The organism is Klebsiella sp. 4_1_44FAA (genome assembly GCF_000238715.1).
Classification (GTDB): Bacteria; Pseudomonadota; Gammaproteobacteria; order Enterobacterales; family Enterobacteriaceae; genus Klebsiella; species Klebsiella pneumoniae.
In genome coordinates, this window is the sequence record NZ_JH414809.1 from 7,860 (window position 1) to 28,656 (window position 20,797).

General features: G+C 52.9%; 19 protein-coding genes and 1 pseudogene. 9 read left to right on the forward strand and 11 right to left on the reverse strand.

The genetic code is table 11. The features are described from left to right. Window positions 1-320: 320 nt before the first annotated feature. The 8 genes and pseudogenes from HMPREF1024_RS30210 to HMPREF1024_RS02135 all read right to left on the reverse strand — a co-directional run. A pseudogene (locus HMPREF1024_RS30210) lies at window positions 321-1,214 on the reverse strand (IS3 family transposase); the annotation flags it as partial. Between the two features lie 129 nt (window positions 1,215-1,343). Beyond that, complete coding sequence (locus HMPREF1024_RS29495) at window positions 1,344-1,700, reverse strand: DUF4156 domain-containing protein (RefSeq protein ID WP_011977699.1); 357 nt, start codon at window positions 1,698-1,700, stop codon at window positions 1,344-1,346. A 238-nt stretch (window positions 1,701-1,938) separates the two neighbouring features. Beyond that, a complete protein-coding gene (locus HMPREF1024_RS02155; RefSeq protein ID WP_009309765.1) occupies window positions 1,939-2,475 on the reverse strand; it encodes an Ail/Lom family outer membrane beta-barrel protein in 537 nt (178 codons plus the stop codon). A gap of 209 nt (window positions 2,476-2,684) precedes the next feature. Beyond that, window positions 2,685-3,173, reverse strand: coding sequence for a hypothetical protein (locus HMPREF1024_RS02150; protein ID WP_009309766.1), 489 nt, complete (start codon window positions 3,171-3,173; stop codon window positions 2,685-2,687). Beyond that, complete coding sequence (locus tag HMPREF1024_RS02145; protein ID WP_009309767.1) at window positions 3,146-3,880, reverse strand: transcriptional regulator; 735 nt, start codon at window positions 3,878-3,880, stop codon at window positions 3,146-3,148. The genes HMPREF1024_RS02150 and HMPREF1024_RS02145 overlap by 28 nt, the downstream gene beginning before the upstream one ends. Before the next feature lie 56 nt (window positions 3,881-3,936). After that, window positions 3,937-5,499 (reverse strand): EAL domain-containing protein, encoded by a 1,563-nt coding sequence (locus HMPREF1024_RS02140; RefSeq protein ID WP_009309768.1) that lies wholly within the window; start codon window positions 5,497-5,499, stop codon window positions 3,937-3,939. 58 nt (window positions 5,500-5,557) lie between these two features. Then, window positions 5,558-6,058: a hypothetical protein gene (locus HMPREF1024_RS0127645; RefSeq protein WP_026005907.1), complete on the reverse strand. Its 501-nt coding sequence runs from the start codon at window positions 6,056-6,058 to the stop codon at window positions 5,558-5,560. Then, window positions 6,031-6,777, reverse strand: coding sequence for a membrane protein (locus tag HMPREF1024_RS02135; protein ID WP_032419511.1), 747 nt, complete (start codon window positions 6,775-6,777; stop codon window positions 6,031-6,033). The genes HMPREF1024_RS0127645 and HMPREF1024_RS02135 overlap by 28 nt, the downstream gene beginning before the upstream one ends. 477 nt (window positions 6,778-7,254) lie before the next feature. Here HMPREF1024_RS02135 and HMPREF1024_RS02130 point away from each other — a divergent pair, with 477 nt between their 5' ends. The 5 genes from HMPREF1024_RS02130 to HMPREF1024_RS02110 are packed head-to-tail and all read left to right on the forward strand — an operon-like array spanning window position 7,255 to window position 13,187. After that, window positions 7,255-7,791: a fimbrial protein gene (locus HMPREF1024_RS02130; RefSeq protein ID WP_004183089.1), complete on the forward strand. Its 537-nt coding sequence runs from the start codon at window positions 7,255-7,257 to the stop codon at window positions 7,789-7,791. 59 nt (window positions 7,792-7,850) lie between these two features. Further along, complete coding sequence (locus HMPREF1024_RS02125) at window positions 7,851-8,609, forward strand: fimbria/pilus periplasmic chaperone (RefSeq protein ID WP_009309770.1); 759 nt, start codon at window positions 7,851-7,853, stop codon at window positions 8,607-8,609. Beyond that, window positions 8,593-11,148: a fimbrial outer membrane usher protein gene (locus HMPREF1024_RS02120; RefSeq protein WP_009309771.1), complete on the forward strand. Its 2,556-nt coding sequence runs from the start codon at window positions 8,593-8,595 to the stop codon at window positions 11,146-11,148. Before HMPREF1024_RS02125 ends, HMPREF1024_RS02120 begins: the two co-directional genes overlap by 17 nt. A 4-nt stretch (window positions 11,149-11,152) precedes the next feature. Next, window positions 11,153-12,487, forward strand: coding sequence for a fimbrial usher protein StbD (gene stbD / locus HMPREF1024_RS02115; protein WP_009309772.1), 1,335 nt, complete (start codon window positions 11,153-11,155; stop codon window positions 12,485-12,487). Then, window positions 12,453-13,187, forward strand: coding sequence for a fimbrial assembly chaperone (locus HMPREF1024_RS02110; protein ID WP_009309773.1), 735 nt, complete (start codon window positions 12,453-12,455; stop codon window positions 13,185-13,187). Before stbD ends, HMPREF1024_RS02110 begins: the two co-directional genes overlap by 35 nt. A 190-nt stretch (window positions 13,188-13,377) precedes the next feature. Here HMPREF1024_RS02110 and HMPREF1024_RS02105 read toward each other — a convergent pair whose 3' ends face one another. From HMPREF1024_RS02105 to HMPREF1024_RS02095, 3 genes are all read right to left on the reverse strand, one after another. Beyond that, window positions 13,378-13,842 carry an HNH endonuclease gene (locus tag HMPREF1024_RS02105; RefSeq protein ID WP_009309774.1) on the reverse strand — a complete coding sequence of 155 codons (465 nt, stop codon included), beginning with the start codon at window positions 13,840-13,842 and terminating at the stop codon, window positions 13,378-13,380. A 271-nt stretch (window positions 13,843-14,113) separates the two neighbouring features. Then, complete coding sequence (locus HMPREF1024_RS02100) at window positions 14,114-14,863, reverse strand: cyclopropane-fatty-acyl-phospholipid synthase family protein (protein WP_009309776.1); 750 nt, start codon at window positions 14,861-14,863, stop codon at window positions 14,114-14,116. 57 nt (window positions 14,864-14,920) lie between these two features. Continuing rightward, entirely contained in the window at window positions 14,921-15,178 is a 258-nt protein-coding gene (locus tag HMPREF1024_RS02095) for a YjhX family toxin (RefSeq protein WP_002889848.1), read from the reverse strand. Between the two features lie 461 nt (window positions 15,179-15,639). Between HMPREF1024_RS02095 and glaH the strand changes: the two genes are divergently transcribed. The 4 genes from glaH to gabT are packed head-to-tail and all read left to right on the forward strand — an operon-like array spanning window position 15,640 to window position 20,683. Continuing rightward, window positions 15,640-16,617, forward strand: coding sequence for a glutarate dioxygenase GlaH (glaH, locus tag HMPREF1024_RS02090; RefSeq protein WP_002889847.1), 978 nt, complete (start codon window positions 15,640-15,642; stop codon window positions 16,615-16,617). Window positions 16,618-16,644: 27 nt separating this feature from the next. Continuing rightward, the gene (gene lhgO / locus HMPREF1024_RS02085) at window positions 16,645-17,913 is read left to right on the forward strand and encodes an L-2-hydroxyglutarate oxidase (RefSeq protein ID WP_002889846.1); all 1,269 of its coding nucleotides are present in this window, start codon (window positions 16,645-16,647) and stop codon (window positions 17,911-17,913) included. A 25-nt stretch (window positions 17,914-17,938) separates the two neighbouring features. Next, window positions 17,939-19,387: an NADP-dependent succinate-semialdehyde dehydrogenase gene (gabD, locus tag HMPREF1024_RS02080; protein ID WP_002889845.1), complete on the forward strand. Its 1,449-nt coding sequence runs from the start codon at window positions 17,939-17,941 to the stop codon at window positions 19,385-19,387. 12 nt (window positions 19,388-19,399) lie between these two features. Next, a complete protein-coding gene (gabT, locus tag HMPREF1024_RS02075) occupies window positions 19,400-20,683 on the forward strand; it encodes a 4-aminobutyrate--2-oxoglutarate transaminase (protein WP_009309781.1) in 1,284 nt (427 codons plus the stop codon). Window positions 20,684-20,797: the final 114 nt, after the last annotated feature.

Genomic DNA, 20,797 nt, shown 5'->3' on the forward strand with positions numbered 1-20,797 from the left:
GCCACCCACAACGGCAGCTTCGGTAACTTTATCAACCATGACAGAGCTCCTGTGAGGAAACAGAGTTGAATCTCCAGACAGATAACCCGGACAGGACAGTAACGAGACAAGCCGTCAGGCCCTTCTTGAGTCACGCGCATCGGTGAGGAGATGCCTCGCATGAAGGCGCTTCCGGCAACCGACGGGTCCAGGGCAGGACACAAAAGGTCGATCGCTGTGTGAGTCAGGATGCGGGAAGGTCTTCACTGCATCAGTAATCACACCAATCTGGTTAAACGGCAAACTAAGTGGTGGTAAAGACTGACATCGGCATTATTACTATCGCTATGGAACATGACATCATGCGGTTGACCACGCGTCTCATAAGCCATCCGCAGAGCGTTGCTTATCAGTGCGGTATTGGCATGCGCTGACAGACTCCAGCCGATAACCCTGCGGGCAAAAAGATCCATAACGATCGCCAGATAGCACCAGCGATTTCCTGCCCAGATATACGTAATATCTCCGCACCATACCCGATCTGGCTCGGGCACAGCGAACTGGCGCTCAAGCAGATTCGGCAGGCAGGTATGCTCCTGACGGGCATTTTTGTACTGATGTTTTCCAGGCTGGCAACTGCTCAGGTTCAGATATTTCATCAGACGCCCCGCACGGTAACGGCTCATCGGGACGCCGTTCTGGGTCAGCACGTCAGCCAGAGTGCGCGCCCCTGCTCTGATTCCACGCCCGGCGTATTTCGCTGCACAGCCTGACTCGCGCCGGATTAACCGTATCGCGTCGTTTTCGCCAGTATCGGTAACTGCTGCGGTGTATTCCAAGAGCAGAACACAGGCTGACGACCGTGTGGCTGTCACTCAGTCTGGCAACTATCGTGAACCGTTCAGTGAGTCGGACATCAAGAGCGCGGTAGCCTTTTTTAATATCGTATTCTGCTCCTCCAGGCGACGAACCTGCTTTTCCAGCTCGCGGATACGTTGCTGGTCTGGAGTAATAGGTGTGGCAGAGGGCGTAATCCCCTGGCGCTCTCGCCTGAGCTGGCGTACCCAGCTCTCAAGCGTGGTAGAACCGACATTCATCGCTTCACTGGCTTGTCGATAGGAGTAGCCCTTATCAACAATCAGCTGTGCACATTCCAGCCTGAACTCGGGGGTGAAAGTACGCTTAGTTTTCTTGTTCATTAAGTCACCTGTTTTGTGTTGAGGTGAGAATATCACCTTTAATCAGGTGGCCAAATTTACTGTGCCACTACATAGTTAATAAAGAAAGGGAGAGTTGAACAGGCAGCATAGTTTAAACTTTACTACCTGCATTATCCTCAGGAGGTTATCAAGATAGAGATATTATCACCGACACCGATAAACCGTGCCGCTTAATGTAACGTTTGTTTGCTGGCTTGAACCTGTACCATGATAGACGCTACCGGTCTGACCCGCTCTTTGGGTTAACAGTACCACGACGTTCCCCCCCATTTTCCACGCTTTATTTTTTAGATCATTTCGGGCCCCCGTCTCGAGGTTGCTATTTGACGTCCATCCTCCCGTGAAAAAATTACCCTGGCTACCAGTCACGTCCCCTAAATAGGTGCACGAAGCATCAGGTTCGTTATGTGTTATACGTACTCCCTCAGCGCCATGTTGTAAGGAGTTAGCGCTACAAGCTGTTAGCATAAAAGCGGCCAGAAAGACCATTTTTTTGTTCATGTTAATACCTTAATCAATTCTGCTAAAAATAATCCAATAGTTGCGAAACCAGTCGAATGTTGAGGCGCATTGTGCTGGCAATAAAATATACTTCCCAGGGAGCTCCAGGGAGATTTACGATTTAAACTACCATCAAGTATAACTATCTTAAGGGTCCATAATATCTCTTATCGTCGTCATGATATTTTATTTTTTTGAGATAATGTATTCCTTGCCATAAACAGAGGCGTTTTAGGTATTAGAAACGATAACCTACGCTCACACCAAATGTATTTGTATCAACGAAAAGTAATTTGGCCGTTTCCCATGAGAGGCCAAGGGAAAGATTCGTTAATGGATTAAAAATAACGCCTGCTCCATAGGCAAAAGCATTTTCTGAAGAGGAATGATTATCCCGGTTTTTTATCTTCATTTCTGCCATGCCGACATTACCATACAAACTAATATAGTCATTAAACCGATAGGTCGGTCCAATCATTAACGAACTATAGCTGGTAGTATTATCCCCATCTTTATGTAACTTCCCCGCGTCCCACTTGTAATTTTGTACTTCATGACGAGTGGCGGTAAGAGAGGTTAATACTCCCCAGTCAGAATTGAACTCATAACGATATTTTAGTGCGAGGCCACGAAGATCTTTACTGGCAGAGCTCTTTAACGCACTAAGGTGCGTTTGGGCATAGCCAACCGAGAGGGTATGATTTTCCATCGCTACCGCTAATGCGGGCGAAAATAATAGTGCCGCCATAATCCATGGTGAAAAAATACGCTGCATGTAAAGCTCCTTACTGGTAAATAACTCAATGCTTATCAACAAGCAATCACCGTAGAAGACCGATTGCGGCAGCAATATAACCATAAAAATCGAGAGAAAATTATGAAATTAGTCTTACATATATTTTACCGTCACTTTCAGAAAAAGTATGATTTAGTAAGATATTGATATTAATAGATAAAAAACCTATTAGCAACGCAAACCCAGGTTCACTGCAAGGTACAAACGTTATATATCTGACGATTTATTGAGTACAAATAGGTGCTATTACCGACTCTGGTGACTCTTATTTCATTAGCGGCACCGGGGTGCAGCAAGCGAAAATGTGCTAAAAAATCACCGGCAGTATCAGTAGAAAACACCTTTACCGAATCAACATCAAATGTATAAATTCCGGCCCCCGGCATCTTCAGGTTTTTTATATATACATCGCGATACAATACTTTTTTTATCTGCTGGGCGGTGAGGATGTCATATTGAAGCGTAATGCGTTTATTCTTAAAATCAAGGACGATATTGCCATCTGCCTGAAAATTCCCCGGCTGAACTGCGGTTACCGTCCTGGTAGTACATAAAAAAGCGTTCAAATCTGGCAAAGGGTAACGTTGTTGACGGACATGTATAATCAGCAACGCGAAGGATACCACCAGAATAAACAGCGTAATGCTGTTCAATACCGTTCTTTGATAGTGATGCATTTGGGCTCCGGAACATTCAGTTGATTCAGACACTGAACAAAAATATTGGTGTTAGGGACGCGAATATAATAAATAAAATTGCCATTTTGCTTATAGACTTGCGGGCTCAGCTCGGAAAAAGCCCCCACCGCATCCTCAAGAGTACGGTTATCCTCTGTAACACCGTAAAAGGTATATCCGTTATAGGTTCCCAGTTCAGAAAAATAATCTGGCTTACTGTTGTGGTATATATAAATCATTACCAGCAAGAATAACGTTGCGCCGATTAAAAAAAACCATTCTTTCCTGATGGTAAACTGAGAAATTTGCGTTGGTTCTGGCGACGCGTCTGCAACTCGCGCAACGGTATCGCTGGCGATATTTTGCATTGCGGGTGTTGAAGCATCAGGCAATGATTCGATGGATACCGAGAGCGTTACGCCGACCTTAGGACGCGTTAATACCGCTGAAGGGGGAAGGCCGACCTTTTCAAATGAACCGCGTAACTGGTTGATTAATTTATAATAGCTCGCACTGGAAACCACAACGCCTTTTCGTCCCCATACCCAGGCAATTAAGTCATCCTTCTTAAATAACCCTTCATGGAAAGCAATAAGCAAATTGCATTCGGATTCGGAAATTCTCAAGCTTTCGCGATCGCACGACAGCGTCATCTTTTCGCAATCAAGAATGACTTTCTTATCAATTAGGTATTTTTTCTTACTCATAAGACCTTCTGTTAAGAATGCGTCGTTCAGGTTAAACCATTATGTTACCTCAGTGGTTACTGATTTATTGAACATTTTTTGCATTTAATCCTGTCATTTTGCTCATTGGCACGCGTATCAAGCCAGCGCGTAAAATCAGATGAACACATAGGCTTTGCGTAAAGATAGCCCTGTATAAATCCTACGTTATGATCGAGAATATAGCTCAATTGATGTTCTGAACTCACGCCTTCCGCAACGATATTAAGACCGAGTTTATGGCTAAGCATGATAATGGTATCCAGAATGGGCACGTCGCTACCGCTGGTATCAATCGTATCGACAAAAGTACGATCGATTTTCAGATAATCAACGGGTAGCTGCTGGAGGTAAGAAAGCGAACAGTAGCCGGTACCAAAATCGTCTATCGCTATCAATATGCCTTTCTCACGTAGCCGTATCAGCTTATCTGACACAAGTGCTGGTTGTACAATGAGGCTGCGTTCGGTGAGCTCCAGCATCAGACGCAGATTGCCTAATCTTGCCTGTAACAACTCAACGTCTTCAATAAAGCTCTCATGCACCAAGTGTTCAGGCGAAACATTAACACTGATATAAAAGCCTTCGGCGACCTGCCACCTTTCGACATCCTCGGCGATGAGCTTAAAAAGATGCCGCGAAAGCGGAACGATCATACCTTCGTTTTCTGCGGCGGTGATGAAAATGTCGGGTGTAATAAAACGACCATCGGGAAGAGGCCAACGCATTAATGCCTCTACCCCACCACAATTACCGCGGTTGACGTTAAATACTGGTTGATAATGCACCGTGAACTGCGCATTTTTCATACCGCGGATAATTTCTCGCGCCATGGACATCCGCATTTTCGACCAATGCCGGTAAAGAACCAGGGTCAAAAATGAGAAGCAAAACGAGAGAGGGATAAAAATGAGCAGAGATTTCATCCAAACTGCCGTCAATGTGCCAAGAGGCGCAGCGACGGTAAGAGAAATCTTTCCGTCGTCAGTGACGTAATTCTGGGTCATCACTATTCGATCATACTGTGCTGGTTGACTGATAATGGCATCGCCTTTGCCAAATCTAAGGCTGAAAACGGCCTCTCTCTCCTCTGAGAGTACATCCATCAGCTCCTGGACATACCGAGAATCGACGATAACAAACGCCGCTTTATCCGCCGCGACTTGCTGTGTGTAAACCACCGCGGGCCTGCCAGGCCCACCGGCCATCCAGCTAAATGAGCGAACCCACCTGGCAGGTAGCGGCGTTGGGAGCGTTTTACCTGGTGGCAGAGGAAAAGGATGCGCCTGCTCTCTGCTAACAAAGGAACAGAGCAGATTGCCCTTTTCCAGCAAACCAATATCACGAATATAAGGAGTAAAGGCGCGGGTACGGTTAAGCTCCGACAAAATTTCAGCGCAGGGCCTGTCCGCTAATTTTACGGCTTGCCCGGTGACCCGCCACGAAGCAGTTGAGACATCTTCACTAAAACGTAATAAGGTTTTCGCACTCAGGGCGACATCCTGTTTAAACTGCAGGACACTGACCAGCAGCGCTAACGTAAGCATCATGACCAGCGGCACCAGCACTGCACAAATTATATACGATAGTTTTAGCTTCACTGGTTTCGCCTCTCATTCACGAATGGATGTGCGGTGGTATAGCTGACCGCAAGCCCCATTATGCCTTGGTGCTACCGCTGGTTGTGCAAAAATTATAGATCTGCCGGTTTAGTGAAAAAAGATAGGTTCGCTGACCGACTTTGTTTATCGTCAGCTCATTCACGGTTGCCGGTTGCAGGAGACGCAGCCAGGAAAACATCTCCCCCGTCGTATCCGAATCAAATTTGTGTACGGCTTCAATCCGGAAAGTGTAGGTTTTCGGGCCAATGCGGTTAGGCGCACTGATGGTGATGTCCTGAAAGAATAACCGCTGCTCCCGCTGTTGATCCTGCACGGCGTAATGAATAGCAATCCGATTGGATTTCAAGTCCAGCACCAATGTTCCGCTCAAAATTAATTTTCGCGACTTTATATAAACATTTGATTTAGCAGTGCAAATAAGGTTATTCACTTCTTCCGTATCGCGTCTGGCTCCCCGATACACCTGCGTTGCCAGCACCATACATGCGCAGAGCAGACCACACAGGATAATTAGTAACGCTCTTTGATGGTAATGCATTTTGGTACCGCCGTTTCAACAGGATTCAGGCACTGCAAAAAAAGATTCATGTTCGGCTCCCGGAGGTAATAAAGATAATGTCCGTTCTGGCGACATAGCGGTAGCGTCAGGGTGTTATAGGCCGAAACCACCTCCTTAAATGTCACTTTATCGCTCGCCATTTTGAAGAAGATATAGCCATCCTTATCACCAAGCATCCTGAAGGTGCTTTTGTGTTTATTTTGCACCGGTGCATGTTGAAATAGCATCGCTATAGCCGTTAACAGCATCAACAACATTGTCAGCACCAGAAGACGTATTTTGGCGGTAAATTTTTTACCCTCCGCGAGATGAGTCTGTCGACTGTCTTTACCCCGCGCTGTATCGCTGGCCTGTTCGCCTGCTTCCGAACGTTGTTTTTTGAACGGTTCTAATGGCAGTGACAACGAAACACCAATTCGTGGACGGGTAACAATATCGTCCGCTTTCAAACCAACGAGCGAAAAATTATTCCGCATTTGATTAATAAGCTTGTAATAACTCGATTCTGAAACACAACCCGCACGGTTCTTCCAGACGAAATCAATGATATCTTCTTTTTTATATATACCGCGATGGAAGGCAAGAAGTAGGTTTGTCTCCGACTCAGAGATTTTAATAATCTTATTACCATTAGCCAATGTCATTCTGGCACTATCAAATATCACCTTTTTAGCGATTAACAATAACTCTTCATCCATGGAAAATCCGTTCTTCAATACACTTACTCTGTCGCCTGTCATATTAACACAGGGTGAAATGATTTCACCCACCTTAACATTCGCAATCTTTTCACAAAACACAGTCACTAACATCAACTCTGCTACCCTTATTACTTACTCTTCACCAAATCAATAGATTAGCTTCCTTTATGAATTTTTCTTACCTTTTTTGAATATCAACACACCAGTCAAGTAAGATAAATTTAAGGAATATTCAGCACATCAGTAAGCTCTTTTCAGAAAATGGTTCGTAATCTTGCCTTTAAAACATGATGGCGCCGCCCGGCGATTGACCACGTCGCTATGCAACCTTATCACCGGAAACCGCACAATAAAATCACCTGGCGAGACGCTATTTTGTTTTGCATCAACTAAAGGACGTTGTCTTTATCTGCCCTAGCTGCAGAGCGAGCCTCATCATATATAAATGAATAGCAACAAAGGAATAAAAAAACCATGTTCAAGAAAACCACACTGGCTTTATTAACAGCCTCACTTTTTATTTCCACCAGCGCGCTAGCCATATCTAATAATACTATTACCTTTCGCGGTGAAGTTTCCGATGAAACCTGTTCTGTGGCGATTAACGGCAATCAGGCAAAACCGGTAGTTATTCTGCCGACGGTGAGTGCCAAGGAATTGGCGAAAGGCGGAGATGTCGCAGGTCAGGTGACATTTGATATTGGTCTCACCGGCTGCACGGGTAATACCGATAGAGCGACCAAAATCTCTACCGTCTTCGTTGGTAACCAGGTGACCAGCAACGGTAATCTTGGGAATACGGGAGACGCGACCAACGTTGAAGTACAACTCCTTGATACCGCAAATAAAGTTATCAATTTGACCAACGGCTTCAAAGGTGAAGGCGATCTACAACTGAAGCCTGGAGAGACGGAAGCCAGCGCCACCTACACTGCGCAGTATTACGCCACAGGAGCAGCATCGGCTGGTACGGTCGAAGCCACTCTCCAGTACGCCGTTTCCTACCTGTAAAACTCTCCGTGGTCCGGTGCTTGCCGTCGGACCTTTTTGATAGCAATGGAGTTGTTGCGATGAAAAAGGATGCCCCCCGTTCAGGGCTACGCTATCTGGTGCTGCTGATAGCCCTGTTCTTTCCCGTTACCGGGGCCTGGGCCAGCGTTACCATTGTAGGCAGTCGGATTATTTATCCATCGACCGTCGCCTCAGTCGATGTACAGCTAAAAAATAACGATGACTTTCCCTATATCGTACAAACCTGGTTTGACAATGGCGATCTGCATATTGGGCCGGAGAACGCGAGTGGCATTCCTTTTATCTCTACGCCGCCAGTATTTCGAATCCAACCGAAATCAGGGCAGATCGTCCGCGTTGTCTATAGCCAGCGTAAAGCGCTGCCGCACGATCGTGAATCGGTTTTCTGGTTCAACGCGTTGCAGGTACCGCCAGCCAATATAGGTGGCCGCCAGCAAAATAAAGTGCTGGTGATGCTAAGGACGCGGATCAAACTCTTCTATCGGCCGGAAGGCATTGGTTCACCAGGTAACCTGGCGAAAAAACTGCACATCACCGTGGTGCGTAATGCCCGAAAAGGCGCCGGTATTGTCATCAGCAATCCGCAACCCTGGTATGCCTCCCTCAGTAATCTGAGCGTGAAAGTAAATGGTACTTCACGCGAGCTTAATGTCGACATGGTCCCCCCTTTTTCCAGTCGCACTTTCTGGATACCGGGAAACGTCAGCGCCAATTCACTTAACGGTACCGTCACTGTGACGGTGGTTAACGACCAGGGTGCAAGGATAAGCGAGCGTTATCATGTCGCTGAAGGTTAAATTCTCACGCCAAAATATCTTCGTTATCTTAGCCGTAGCCTGCGTTGGCCAGGCTTTCGGTGAAGAATATTATTTCGACCCCTCTCTATTGCAGGGAACAGCTTACGGACAAGGTATGGCGAGCGTTAACGGACCCGACACCCCCGCCGGAGAGTATCTGGTTGACGTTATCGTCAATGGAACGCTGATAAAATCCGGCGTAAAAATCCGCTTTAATCCAGTCAATGGCGGACAGCGCACCGAGCCCTGCCTTCCGTTATCGCTGATGCAGGCCGCTCAGGTTAAATCGCTCCCGGACAACGCGCTGCAAAATAGCTGCCGTCCGCTAAGGGACTGGGTATCCCGCGGTGAATGGCAATTTGATAGCGCGACGCTACAGCTCCGGCTTACGCTGCCGATGAGCGAGCTGATGCACAGGCCGCGCGGCTATATCCCGCCTTCGCAGTGGGACAGCGGCGCGCTGGCGCTGTTTTTACGCCATAACACCAACTGGACCCACACAGACAACACCAGCCAGCACTTCCGCTACCACTATTTGTGGAGCGGCATCAACGTTGGCAGCAATATTGGCCTGTGGCAGCTCCGCCATCAGGGGAATCTGCGCTATGCCGACAGTAACCAAAGCGGTAGCGCCTGGCATTATAATCGCGTGCGCACCTGGGTACAGCGGCCACTCACCGCAATCGACAGCATCATGGCATTTGGCGATAACTATACCGACTCCAGTTTATTCGGCAGCTTGTCATTCAATGGTATTAAACTCGCCACGGATGAGCGCATGTGGCCGCAGGGCAAACGCGGCTATGCGCCGGAGGTGCATGGCGTGGCGTCAAGCAGCGCGCGGGTGGTCATCAAACAGCTAGGCAAAGTTATCTATGAAACCCATGTTCCACCTGGCCCGTTCTATATAGATGATCTTTACAACACCCGCTATCAGGGGGATTTGCAGGTTAAGGTGATTGAGGCTAACGGAAAGGTATCTCGTTTTACCGTTCCCTATTCCGCCGTTCCCGACTCGGTGCGCCCTGGTAACTGGCACTACGCTTTTGCTCTAGGCAAGGTCCGCCAATATTACCGCATCGACAACCGTTTTCTTGAGGGGACGCTGCAGCACGGGGTGAATAATCATCTCACGCTTAATCTTGGATCGCGGTTGGCGCATGATTATCAGGCCTGGCTGGCTGGCGGCGTTCTGGCAACCCGTCTGGGCGCGTTCGGGATGAATGCCACCTGGTCTGGCGCACAAGTGGAACATAACGATCGGCAGCAGGGCTGGCGCGCGGAGTTCAGCTATAGCAAGACCTTTTCCACAGGCACTAATCTGGTACTGGCGGCTTATCGCTACTCAACCGGCGGATTCCGCGATTTAGAAGATGTGTTTGGCGTCCGGCAACAGGAGCACAACAGCATTGTTTACTACTCCGATACCCTACACCAACGCCAACGTCTTTCTGCAACCGTCAGCCAGCCGTTAGGTCGGTTGGGGACGCTCAATCTTAGCGCCAGTACCGCTGATTATTACAATAACCGGTCGCGGATCACGCAACTGCAGCTGGGCTATAGCAACCAGTGGCGAAAAGTGAGTTATGGATTCAACCTTGCCAGGCAGCGCTCCACCTGGGACGATGGCCGCTTCTACCACAGCGTTAACGAACCGCAGGATCTGAACCAGCGGCAAAAATATACCGAGACGACGCTATCGTTCACTTTATCCATTCCCTTTAACTGGGGCGACAATCCGACCTCCGTGGCAATGAATTATAACCAGTCGCGCGCGAACCGATCCTCAACCTTGTCGATGAACGGAACCCGTGGCGAGCAGAACGAACTCTCCTGGTCGGTCTACGGCGGCTATGATCGCTATCGCTATGGGGATGAAGGGACAGCAACGACTTTTGGCGGCAACGTCCAGCAAAACACCCGTTTTGGGGCGCTGCGCGTGGGCTACGATCAGGGAAAAGACTATCGTCAGGTGGCGCTAGGCTCCTCCGGAACCGTGGTGTTGCATTCCGGTGGCGTGACGTTCGGCCCCTACGCCAGCGACACGTTTGCATTAATTCACGCCGATGGCGCACAGGGCGCCGTCGTACAGAACGGTCAGGGGGCGGTAATCGACCGTTTTGGGTATGCCATTTTGCCCTCGCTATCTCCCTATCGTCGCAACAACGTCTCACTCGATACCCGGCAGATGCGCAGCGATGCTGAGCTGACCGGGGGAAGTCAACAGGTGGTTCCCTATGCTGGCGCGATCGCACGGGTGAACTTCTCAACGATTACCGGCAAAGCGGTGCTCATCGCGGTGAAAATGGCAGATGGCGGCATACCGCCAATGGGCGCCGAGGTCATGAACAGCGAAGGCGCCGTCATTGGGATGGTCGGGCAAGGCGGGCAGGTGTATGCCCGGATCAGCACACCCTCTGGCTCATTACTGGTGCGTTGGGGAAAAGGAGCCAACCGACGTTGCCGTGTGCCTTACCAGTTCGATATGCATTCTCCTGAAAACGTGATTTATCTCACGACTACCTGCGAGAGGAAATAGTCTCATGTGTCATCTTCGCCGAACGCTGCTGTTTGCAGCTGGCCTGCTTTTCAGCACCGCGCCCTGGGCTAACTGCGTTAAGGTCACGGATAATAGTTTCCTTTCTGAGGCTGCGATTAAAGCGGGTTATACCGCGCGCTACTGGCGCGGCGCCTATGATGACAATATCGGTCATCTTGGTCTGCCGTCAGTCATTAGCGTTAGCGCCAATAACAAGTTCCAGCCTTCAGGTACTGTGCTTGCCAGCGCAGTGGCTAATTTCCTCACCGCCGGCGTTCAGACGCCCTACTCGGCAAAACAGGTGCTTTACCGCTGTGATTTGAAGGATGCCGGGCAACTGTACGAATTATATTCTACCAATGCCGATAACCCTTTTGTTGGAGGACGCCGGGCGAAAGAAGTTGAAGGGGCCTACTATGACGCGGAACGTAACGTCGCGGTACGGATGACTAACCTGAGTACTGGCGAATACTATAGCCGCTACTGGAAGCAGCGCCAGCTTACAGCGGATAGTTGGTTTCAGGACGATCGCGCAATCTATATTCCCGCAGGCGCGTTTAGTAATGTCCTGTATGAGATGATTAAAATCGCCGCCTCGGATCAGTATATTTATTCGGACAGAATCAACAAAGACCTCTATACCCAGCCGCGCGGTTATATCGCCTTTAAAGGGCCGGGCTTAATAACATCCGCTATTCAGCCAGGTATGGATCATGCTTCAAGCTATTATGGTTGGCCTGCTTATTGGCCCGGTGCATGGAGTAGCTATAATCAGGTTACCTATATTCGCGGCGCAGCTTGCACCATTGAAGATTATCCTGCGACAGTGCTGCTCCCCACCATATCAGCAGAAGCGCTTACCTCTGGCGAAAGCAGCGAGGCGCCTTTCAGTATAACGCTTGAGTGCGAAGCCGGCGCGATGTCTTCAACTCACCCCACAACCCAGGTAGCTAATGTCGCCATGGGCTTTTTGGTCAACCAGCCTGCGGCTGTTGCCGCCGCGCGCCGCCTGGGCCTGACGACCACCGGTGGCGGATTAACCTGGTTACTGGATACGCATTATGGCGAAAAGGGCGTGGCTTCCGGAGTAGGAATACGGATTTACGATGAGCGCGGTGCGCCGCTTAACCTGTTACCAGACAAAACGAGTACGGGAACGGGCAATGCCCGTGGCTGGTATGGGTATAAGGAGCTCACGGTACAAACCGGCAAAAAAGATCATGGTTCGGTGGAAATCTGGCACGGTGATTTTACGGCCTCCCTTGAGGCGCGTGGAGGACAAACGGTAACGGTAGGGAGCGTGAATGCGCAGTTACAGGCAGTGGTTAGTTTTCAGTAAGGCTTTGTTAGCGCTATTGTTGCTGGCAGGCATCACTCCGGCGCCGTTTGCTGCGGTTAACGTTGATCGAACCCGGATCGTCTTCGCTGCTAACGATGTTGTCCAGTCGCTGACGCTCACAAACGATAGCGTGACGCCGATGCTGTTACAGGTCTGGACCGATGCCGGAGAGACGGCCTCTTCACCAGACAGTAGCCGCACGCCGCTGGTGGTCTTGCCCCCTGTCTTTAAAATGCAGCCGGATGAGTTGAGAACGCTTCGTGTGATGCTGAGCTCGCGCCGTAGTTTACCCGGGGATCGGGAAAGCCTTTTCTGGCTTAATATTTACCAGATCCCCCCCGAGCAGAATGCAACAGACAGCGTCACTCGCAAATTAGTGTTACCCCTGCGATTACGGTTAAAGGTATTTATTCGTCCGCACGGCTTAAAGGCCCCCACCAGCAACGATGAGCGGAAATTACGCTTCAGTATCGCTTCGCAGGGCATCACGATAACCAATCCGACCCCGTGGTATATGAGCCTGGCTGTCATGCCGATAAAGGGAATAAGTATCGGTAACATCATGCTCGCGCCCTATGAGCAGCGCGATGTCGCGCTTTCGAATATGCCAGCGGTGGGGTCAACAGTAGACTATGCGGTGATTAACGATTCGGGAAACTGGCGGACCTATACCGCAACCATTATGGATAAAGAAATTTGAGCGCCATTTTTTATTACCGAAAGTGAATCAGAAGCCTCACTCTTCAGCCACTCTATTGCAGATAGCAGTTATGGCGGTTATCTGGCGCGGTCTGTGCAATTCACGCTCCGCTCAAAGCATATATTTTTACGCAGGAAAATGTCTGAAAGTAAATGGTTCGTTTTGCTGCGATATTTGCATCTTATCCTTATTATTGCCACTCGACCTCATCTCTGTTGCCCTTACTGACGTTGCACTCGTTGCACATGATTTGCAGATTGGCAATATCGAGGGCTAAATGCGGGTAAAGAGAACGCGGTTTAATATGATCAACGTGCATCACCATCCCGTCACTGGCGCCTCGCCCGCATACGCAACATTTATTGCCGTAGCGCTGGAACGCCTGGTAACGTAAACGCCGCCACTCCCTTGAGCGGTAGAACGTATCAGCCTCTTTAGCTGCTTGCTGCCGCAGCGCCTGCTCACGCCGGTACTGCTCGAATAAAACGACATGCCCTTCAGCTTTAGGGTAATTTCCCCAGGCATCCGTCGCTGGCGTTGTGTCGGGCTTCTCCTGTACCTTCACCGAGTCTGGAGGATAGAGTTTGCTCGTAACCTTTTGTACCAGTTTGAAAAGTACCCATACGACTACGGCCAGAATAACTAACGTTTCCACTCCCTCGCCTTATTCTCATTCAAAGATAATTGCTGCATTATTTTATACAAGCGCCATATTGATGGTCATTATACCTTTGTAGGGATGAAATTGCGTTATCGCAAGGCTAGCCAGCCCCCACAGCTCATCCACCCCCAGGCGACTCATCGCTATTGTGCCCCTACTCTCCTGGCCGTACGTTGTGATACCCCAGAACACGTCATGGTCAGCTACGACGAACTGAAGGTCTGAAGATGGTCGGTAGCGCCTCCTGACGCTACCGACATATCGGTTAACGCGCCATCAGGACAAACACGCCCCAGCCGAGATATTCCCGGGTCCAGGTGACGTGGTGTAGCGGCGCAGTGGTCAACTGCTGGCGAACCTCCGGAGCGAAGTCATCGTGCGGATTGGCCTCCAGCCAGCGGCGCATTGTCAGCCATTTCGCCGCTTCATAACGATCCCAGCCCTCCTTGTCGGCCAGCACCATCTCCACCACGTCATAGCCCAGTTCGCCAAAGTGGGCGACCAGCGCCGGTAGCGTCAGGAAGTCATCGGGTGACTGCGCGCCGCAGGCAATCGCCTCTTCTGCCGTGGCCGGACGTTTGCGCCACCATGGCTCGCCGATAAGCAACATGCCGCCTGGCGTAAGGCTCTGCTTCAGCAGCTCGATTGTGCCTGCCATCCCGCCGCCGATCCACGTGGCCCCCACGCAGGCGGCAACATCGCACGGCTGGCTGGCGACATATCCGCTGGCATCCTGGTGCACAAAGGTTACCCGGTCGCTTACCCCGAGCTCCTCTGCCCGGGCGGCCGCCTGCTGACTGAACAGCAGGCTCATGTCTACGCCGGTGCCGACGATCTGATGATCGCGCGCCCAGCTACAGAGCATCTCGCCGGAGCCGCTGCCGAGGTCGAGAATGGTGGTGCCCGGCGCCATTCGCAGCGCCCGTCCCAGCGTGGCGTACTTTTCCGGGGTAAAAGGGTTATGGATACGGTGCTCGCTTTCACTGATGGTAAAAATGCGAGGGATATCGATCATGAGGTTTTCTCCTTGAGAGCCATACGCCCGGGCAGCGACCCTGCCCGGGTCGCTATTTCAGCGGTTGTCCGCTTGCGCGCGAACGTTATTCAAACCGGTCGTGTTGATCCGGTACGGCTGGCCGTTCACCGACTTAATCAGCTTTTTAGTTTTGAGCTTTTTGAAGACCGCAAGGGTGCAGTCGCTCAGCAACAGCCCTTCGCGGGTGTAGCATTCAACGGCGGTAATGCGGCCGGAGGTATCGCGGACGTGCGCAATACGGCCACCTTTGGCGAGAACGTGTAAGGTCCGTTGTTCCTGACGGGATAAATTCATACTGAAACCTGTTCATTATCATGTGCGAAAACATGCCTACACCCGCAGGTGTGTGCGTAAGGTTTAAGCGCAGCGATAATCAGTCCGGCCTGGGCAGGTCGGGAAACTGATTATCTGATAATGACATTCTCCAGCATCGAAGCCTCAGTGAGCATTGAAAGGTATTTACCGGCTGAATATTAACACCTTCATCTGGTAAGGATATTGTGCAGATTAAAAACTGTGACCGGTATTACGATTTCCCTCGGCCTTATCCCCATTTTGCGCTATACGCCACCCGCTCTGTTCCGCCACTTTCACCACCACCTTATCCCCCCTCCCGCATTGTTAAATAATTGTTGTCAGATCACAAAATGGAAACAAAAAGGCCATTTCGTACGCATTTTATAAAAATGTAGATATTTTTAATTTATGGCTACGAAATGAACATCACCCTGACCTTACAGCGAGGAACGATCCTGATGAACGCCCTGACCGCAGTAAAACCGACACCCGCGCCGGTAGCCCAGCAATACCCTGGCTTTTCTTTCACCCCTTCCGCCCAGTCGCCGCGCCTGCTGGAGCTCACCTTTTCCGCCGAAACGACCACGCAGTTCCTGCAGCAGGTCGCGCAGTGGCCGGTGCAGGCGCTGGAGTACAAATCTTTCTTACGCTTCCAGGTCGGCAAGATCCTCGACGATCTGTGTGGCAATCAGCTGCAGCCGTTGCTGATCAAAACATTGCTCGATCGCGCGGAAGGCGCGCTGCTTATCAACGGCGAAGGGATCGATCACGTCAGCCAGGCCGAGGAGATGGTCAAGCTGGCCACCGCCGTCGCCCACCTGATTGGTCGTTCCAACTTCGACGCCATGAGCGGTCAGTATTACGCCCGCTTCGTGGTGAAAAATGTCGATAACTCAGACAGCTACCTGCGCCAGCCGCACCGGGTGATGGAGCTGCACAACGACGGCACCTACGTCGAAGAGCAAACCGACTACGTATTAATGATGAAGATCGACGAGCAGAACATGCAGGGCGGCAATTCCCTGCTGCTGCATCTCGACGACTGGGAGCATCTCGACGAATTTTTCCGCGACCCGCTGGCTCGCCGCCCAATGCGCTGGGCCGCGCCGCCGAGCAAAAACGTCAGCAAGGATGTTTTCCACCCGGTGTTCGACGTCGATTCGCTGGGCCGCCCGGTAATGCGCTATATCGACCAGTTCGTCCAGCCGAAAGATTTCGAAGAAGGCACCTGGCTGAGCCGCCTCTCCGACGCGCTGGAGACCAGCAAAAACATCCTTTCCATACCGGTGCCGGTGGGCAAATTTCTGCTCATTAACAACCTGTTCTGGCTGCACGGCCGCGACCGCTTTACGCCGCACCCGGACCTGCGCCGCGAGCTGATGCGCCAGCGCGGCTACTTTGCGTATTCCACGAATCATTACCAGACTCATCAATAAGGGTTTTCAGGCGAAGGAATTGAGCGGATGTATGATTTCGTGATTATCGGCGGCGGCATCATCGGCATGTCGACCGCCATGCAGTTAATTGAGATTTACCCGGACGCCCGCATTGCGCTGCTGGAAAAAGAGGCCGGCCCGGCCTGCCATCAGACTGGCCACAACAGCGGCGTGATCCACGCCGGGGTGTATTACACGCCCGGCAGCCTCAAGGCGCAGTTTTGCCTCGCCGGCAACCGCGCCACCAAGGCCTTTTGCGAGCAGAACGGCATCCGCTATGACGTCTGCGGCAAAATGCTGGTCGCCACCTCGCCGCTGGAGATGGAGCGGATGCGCGCCCTGTGGGATCGCACCGCCGCCAACGGCCTGCAGCGCGAGTGGCTAAGCGCCGGGGAGCTACGCGAGCGCGAACCGAACATTACCGGGCTCGGCGGGATCTTCGTCCCTTCCAGCGGCATCGTCAGCTACCGCGAAGTGGCGGCGGCAATGGCGAAGAACTTCGAAGCGAAAGGCGGAACGATCGTCTACAACGCCGAAGTCAGCGCCCTGAAAGAACATGCCAGCGGCGTGGTGATCCGCACCCGCCAGGGCGGAGAATATGAGGCCTCGACGCTGATCGCCTGTTCGGGCTTGATGGCCGATCGGCTGGTGAAAATGCTCGGCGTCGATCCCGGGTTTATCATTTGTCCGTTCCGCGGCGAGTATTTCCAGCTGGCGCCGCAGCACAACCAGATCGTCAACCATTTGATCTATCCGATCCCCGATCCGGCGATGCCGTTCCTCGGCGTCCACCTGACCCGCATGATCGACGGCAGCGTCACCGTCGGCCCCAACGCCGTACTGGCTCTGAAGCGCGAAGGCTACCGCAAGCGCGATATCTCGCTGGCCGATACCCTGGAGATCCTCACCTCGCCCGGCATCCGCCGGGTACTGCAAAACAACCTGCGCTCCGGACTGGGCGAAATGAAGAATTCGCTGTGCAGAAGCGGCTATCTGCGGCTGGTGCAAAAATACTGCCCGAGCCTGACGCTGAGCGATTTACGCCCGTGGCCGGCCGGCGTGCGGGCGCAGGCCGTGTCGCCGCAGGGCAAGCTGATCGACGATTTTCTCTTCGTTACCACCGCGCGTTCGATACATACCTGCAATGCGCCATCGCCAGCGGCCACCTCCGCTATCCCGATCGGCGCGCATATCGTCAGCAAGGTGCAGAGCCTGCTGGCCAGCCAGAGCAATCCCGGACGCACGCTGCGTGCGGCACGTAGCGTGGAGACACTACACGCCGCTTTTACCCGTTAACCCCCCCTGAAGACAGGAAGCAATTATGCAACTCAACGATATGACACTGTTTCGCCAGCAGGCGCTGATCGATGGCCAGTGGCGCGATGCGCCCAACGGCGACGTGATTGCGGTCACCAACCCGGCCAACGGCGAGCAGCTCGGCAGCGTGCCGAAAATGGGCGCCGATGAAACCCGCGAAGCGATTGAAGCCGCCAATCGCGCCCTACCCGCCTGGCGCGCCCTGACCGCCAAAGAGCGGGCGAACATTCTGCGCCGCTGGTTCGATCTTATGATGGAGAACCAGGACGATCTCGCTCGCCTGATGACCCTCGAGCAGGGAAAACCGCTGGCGGAAGCCAAAGGCGAAATCAGCTACGCCGCCTCCTTTATTGAGTGGTTCGCCGAAGAAGGTAAGCGCATCTACGGCGACACCATTCCGGGCCACCAGGCCGACAAGCGCCTGCTGGTGATTAAGCAGCCCATCGGCGTTACCGCCGCCATCACGCCGTGGAACTTCCCGGCGGCGATGATCACCCGCAAAGCGGGCCCGGCGTTGGCCGCCGGCTGCACCATGGTCCTGAAACCGGCCAGCCAGACGCCGTTTTCCGCGCTGGCGCTGGCCGAACTGGCGAATCGCGCCGGGATCCCCGCCGGAGTGTTCAACGTGGTCACCGGCTCCGCCGGCGCGGTCGGCGGCGAACTGACCAGCAACCCGCTGGTGCGCAAGCTCTCCTTTACCGGCTCTACCGAGATTGGCCGCCAGCTGATGGAGCAGTGCGCGAAAGACATCAAAAAAGTCTCCCTGGAGCTGGGCGGCAACGCGCCGTTTATCGTCTTTGACGATGCCGACCTCGATAAAGCCGTCGAGGGGGCGCTGGCGTCGAAGTTCCGCAACGCCGGGCAGACCTGCGTCTGCGCCAACCGCCTGTACGTCCAGGACGGGGTGTATGACCGTTTCGCCGAGAAGCTGCAGCAGGCGGTGGAAAAACTGCGCATTGGCGACGGCCTGCAGGACGGCGTCACCACCGGCCCGCTGATCGACGAGAAAGCCGTGGCCAAAGTTGAAGAACACATTGCCGATGCCATCGCCAAAGGCGCGAAGGTGGTCACCGGCGGCAAACCGCACGCCCTGGGCGGCAACTTCTTCCAGCCGACCATCCTGGTCAACGTTCCCGACAGCGCCAAAGTGGCGAAAGAGGAGACCTTCGGCCCGCTGGCCCCGCTGTTCCGCTTTAAAGATGAAGCCGACGTCATTGCCCAGGCCAACGATACCGAGTTCGGTCTCGCCGCCTATTTCTACGCCCGCGATCTGAGCCGCGTCTTCCGCGTCGGCGAAGCGCTGGAGTACGGCATAATCGGCATCAATACCGGCATTATCTCCACCGAAGTCGCTCCGTTCGGCGGCGTCAAGGCCTCCGGCCTCGGCCGCGAAGGGTCGAAGTACGGCATCGAAGATTACTTAGAAATCAAATATATGTGCATTGGCCTTTAACAGGAGCGACGGATGAACAGCAATAAAGCAATGATGGCGCGTCGCAGCGACGCGGTCCCGCGCGGCGTCGGCCAGATCCACCCTATCTTCGCCGAACGCGCGGAGAACTGTCGGGTGTGGGACGTGGAAGGCCGGGAATATCTCGATTTTGCCGGCGGTATCGCGGTGCTCAATACCGGCCACCTGCATCCGCAGGTTGTCGCCGCCGTCGAAGACCAGCTGAAAAAGCTGTCGCATACCTGCTTCCAGGTGCTGGCCTATGAGCCTTATCTGGCGCTGTGCGAAAAGATGAACCAGAAGGTGCCCGGTGATTTCGCCAAGAAAACCCTGCTGGTCACCACCGGGTCGGAAGCGGTGGAGAACGCGGTGAAGATCGCCCGCGCGGCAACCGTGCGCAGCGGCGCTATCGCCTTCACCGGCGCCTATCACGGCCGCACCCATTACACCCTGTCGCTGACCGGCAAAGTGAATCCTTACTCCGCCGGTATGGGCTTAATGCCGGGCCATGTCTATCGCGCCCTCTACCCGTGCGCGCTGCACGGCGTCAGTGATGACGAGGCGATCGCCAGCATCCATCGCATCTTCAAAAACGATGCCGCGCCGGAAGATATCGCCGCCATCATTATTGAGCCGGTGCAGGGTGAAGGCGGGTTCTATGCCGCCTCCCCGGCCTTTATGCAGCGCCTGCGCGCCCTGTGCGACGAGCACGGCATTATGCTCATCGCCGATGAGGTCCAGAGCGGCGCGGGCCGCACCGGTACCCTGTTCGCCATGGAGCAGATGGGCGTCGCGGCGGATATCACCACCTTCGCCAAATCCATCGCCGGCGGTTTCCCGCTGGCGGGCGTCACCGGCCGCGCAGAGGTGATGGACGCCATCGCCCCCGGCGGACTGGGCGGCACCTACGCCGGCAACCCCATCGCCTGCGCCGCCGCCCTGGCGGTATTACAGATTTTCGAGCAGGAGAATCTGCTGGAAAAAGCCAACCAGCTCGGCGACACCCTGCGCCAGGGCCTGCTGGCGATCGCTGAAGATCATCCGGAGATCGGCGACGTGCGCGGTCTGGGGGCGATGATCGCCATTGAGCTGTTTGAAGAGGGCGACCGCAGCAGGCCGAACGCCAGGCTGACGGCGGATATCGTCGCCCGCGCCCGCGACAAAGGCCTGATCCTGCTCTCCTGCGGGCCGTACTACAACGTGCTGCGCATCCTGGTGCCGCTGACCATCGAAGAGGCGCAGATCGAGCAGGGGCTCAACATCATTGCCGACTGCTTTAGCGAGGCGAAACAGGCATAGAGAAACAGGCATAGAACAGAACACATGCGGAAGCGAAGTACGTTCGTAAGGGAATGAAGACGAGACCTGCAAAACAACAATAATACGCGTGCCCCGGCGCGGGAACGTCGGGGC

Excerpts from the sequence above, each read along its gene's own strand:
- HMPREF1024_RS29495 (WP_011977699.1), bottom strand. The coding sequence starts at position 1,700 with ATGAACAAAAAAATGGTCTTTCTGGCCGCTTTTATGCTAACAGCTTGT.
- HMPREF1024_RS02155 (WP_009309765.1), bottom strand. The coding sequence starts at position 2,475 with ATGCAGCGTATTTTTTCACCATGGATTATGGCGGCACTATTATTTTCG.
- HMPREF1024_RS02150 (WP_009309766.1), bottom strand. The coding sequence starts at position 3,173 with ATGCATCACTATCAAAGAACGGTATTGAACAGCATTACGCTGTTTATT.
- HMPREF1024_RS02145 (WP_009309767.1), bottom strand. The coding sequence starts at position 3,880 with ATGAGTAAGAAAAAATACCTAATTGATAAGAAAGTCATTCTTGATTGC.
- HMPREF1024_RS0127645 (WP_026005907.1), bottom strand. The coding sequence starts at position 6,058 with ATGCATTACCATCAAAGAGCGTTACTAATTATCCTGTGTGGTCTGCTC.
- HMPREF1024_RS02135 (WP_032419511.1), bottom strand. The coding sequence starts at position 6,777 with ATGGATGAAGAGTTATTGTTAATCGCTAAAAAGGTGATATTTGATAGT.
- HMPREF1024_RS02130 (WP_004183089.1), top strand. The coding sequence starts at position 7,255 with ATGTTCAAGAAAACCACACTGGCTTTATTAACAGCCTCACTTTTTATT.
- HMPREF1024_RS02125 (WP_009309770.1), top strand. The coding sequence starts at position 7,851 with ATGAAAAAGGATGCCCCCCGTTCAGGGCTACGCTATCTGGTGCTGCTG.
- HMPREF1024_RS02120 (WP_009309771.1), top strand. The coding sequence starts at position 8,593 with ATGTCGCTGAAGGTTAAATTCTCACGCCAAAATATCTTCGTTATCTTA.
- stbD (WP_009309772.1), top strand. The coding sequence starts at position 11,153 with ATGTGTCATCTTCGCCGAACGCTGCTGTTTGCAGCTGGCCTGCTTTTC.
- HMPREF1024_RS02110 (WP_009309773.1), top strand. The coding sequence starts at position 12,453 with ATGCGCAGTTACAGGCAGTGGTTAGTTTTCAGTAAGGCTTTGTTAGCG.
- HMPREF1024_RS02100 (WP_009309776.1), bottom strand. The coding sequence starts at position 14,863 with ATGATCGATATCCCTCGCATTTTTACCATCAGTGAAAGCGAGCACCGT.
- HMPREF1024_RS02095 (WP_002889848.1), bottom strand. The coding sequence starts at position 15,178 with ATGAATTTATCCCGTCAGGAACAACGGACCTTACACGTTCTCGCCAAA.
- glaH (WP_002889847.1), top strand. The coding sequence starts at position 15,640 with ATGAACGCCCTGACCGCAGTAAAACCGACACCCGCGCCGGTAGCCCAG.
- lhgO (WP_002889846.1), top strand. The coding sequence starts at position 16,645 with ATGTATGATTTCGTGATTATCGGCGGCGGCATCATCGGCATGTCGACC.
- gabD (WP_002889845.1), top strand. The coding sequence starts at position 17,939 with ATGCAACTCAACGATATGACACTGTTTCGCCAGCAGGCGCTGATCGAT.
- gabT (WP_009309781.1), top strand. The coding sequence starts at position 19,400 with ATGAACAGCAATAAAGCAATGATGGCGCGTCGCAGCGACGCGGTCCCG.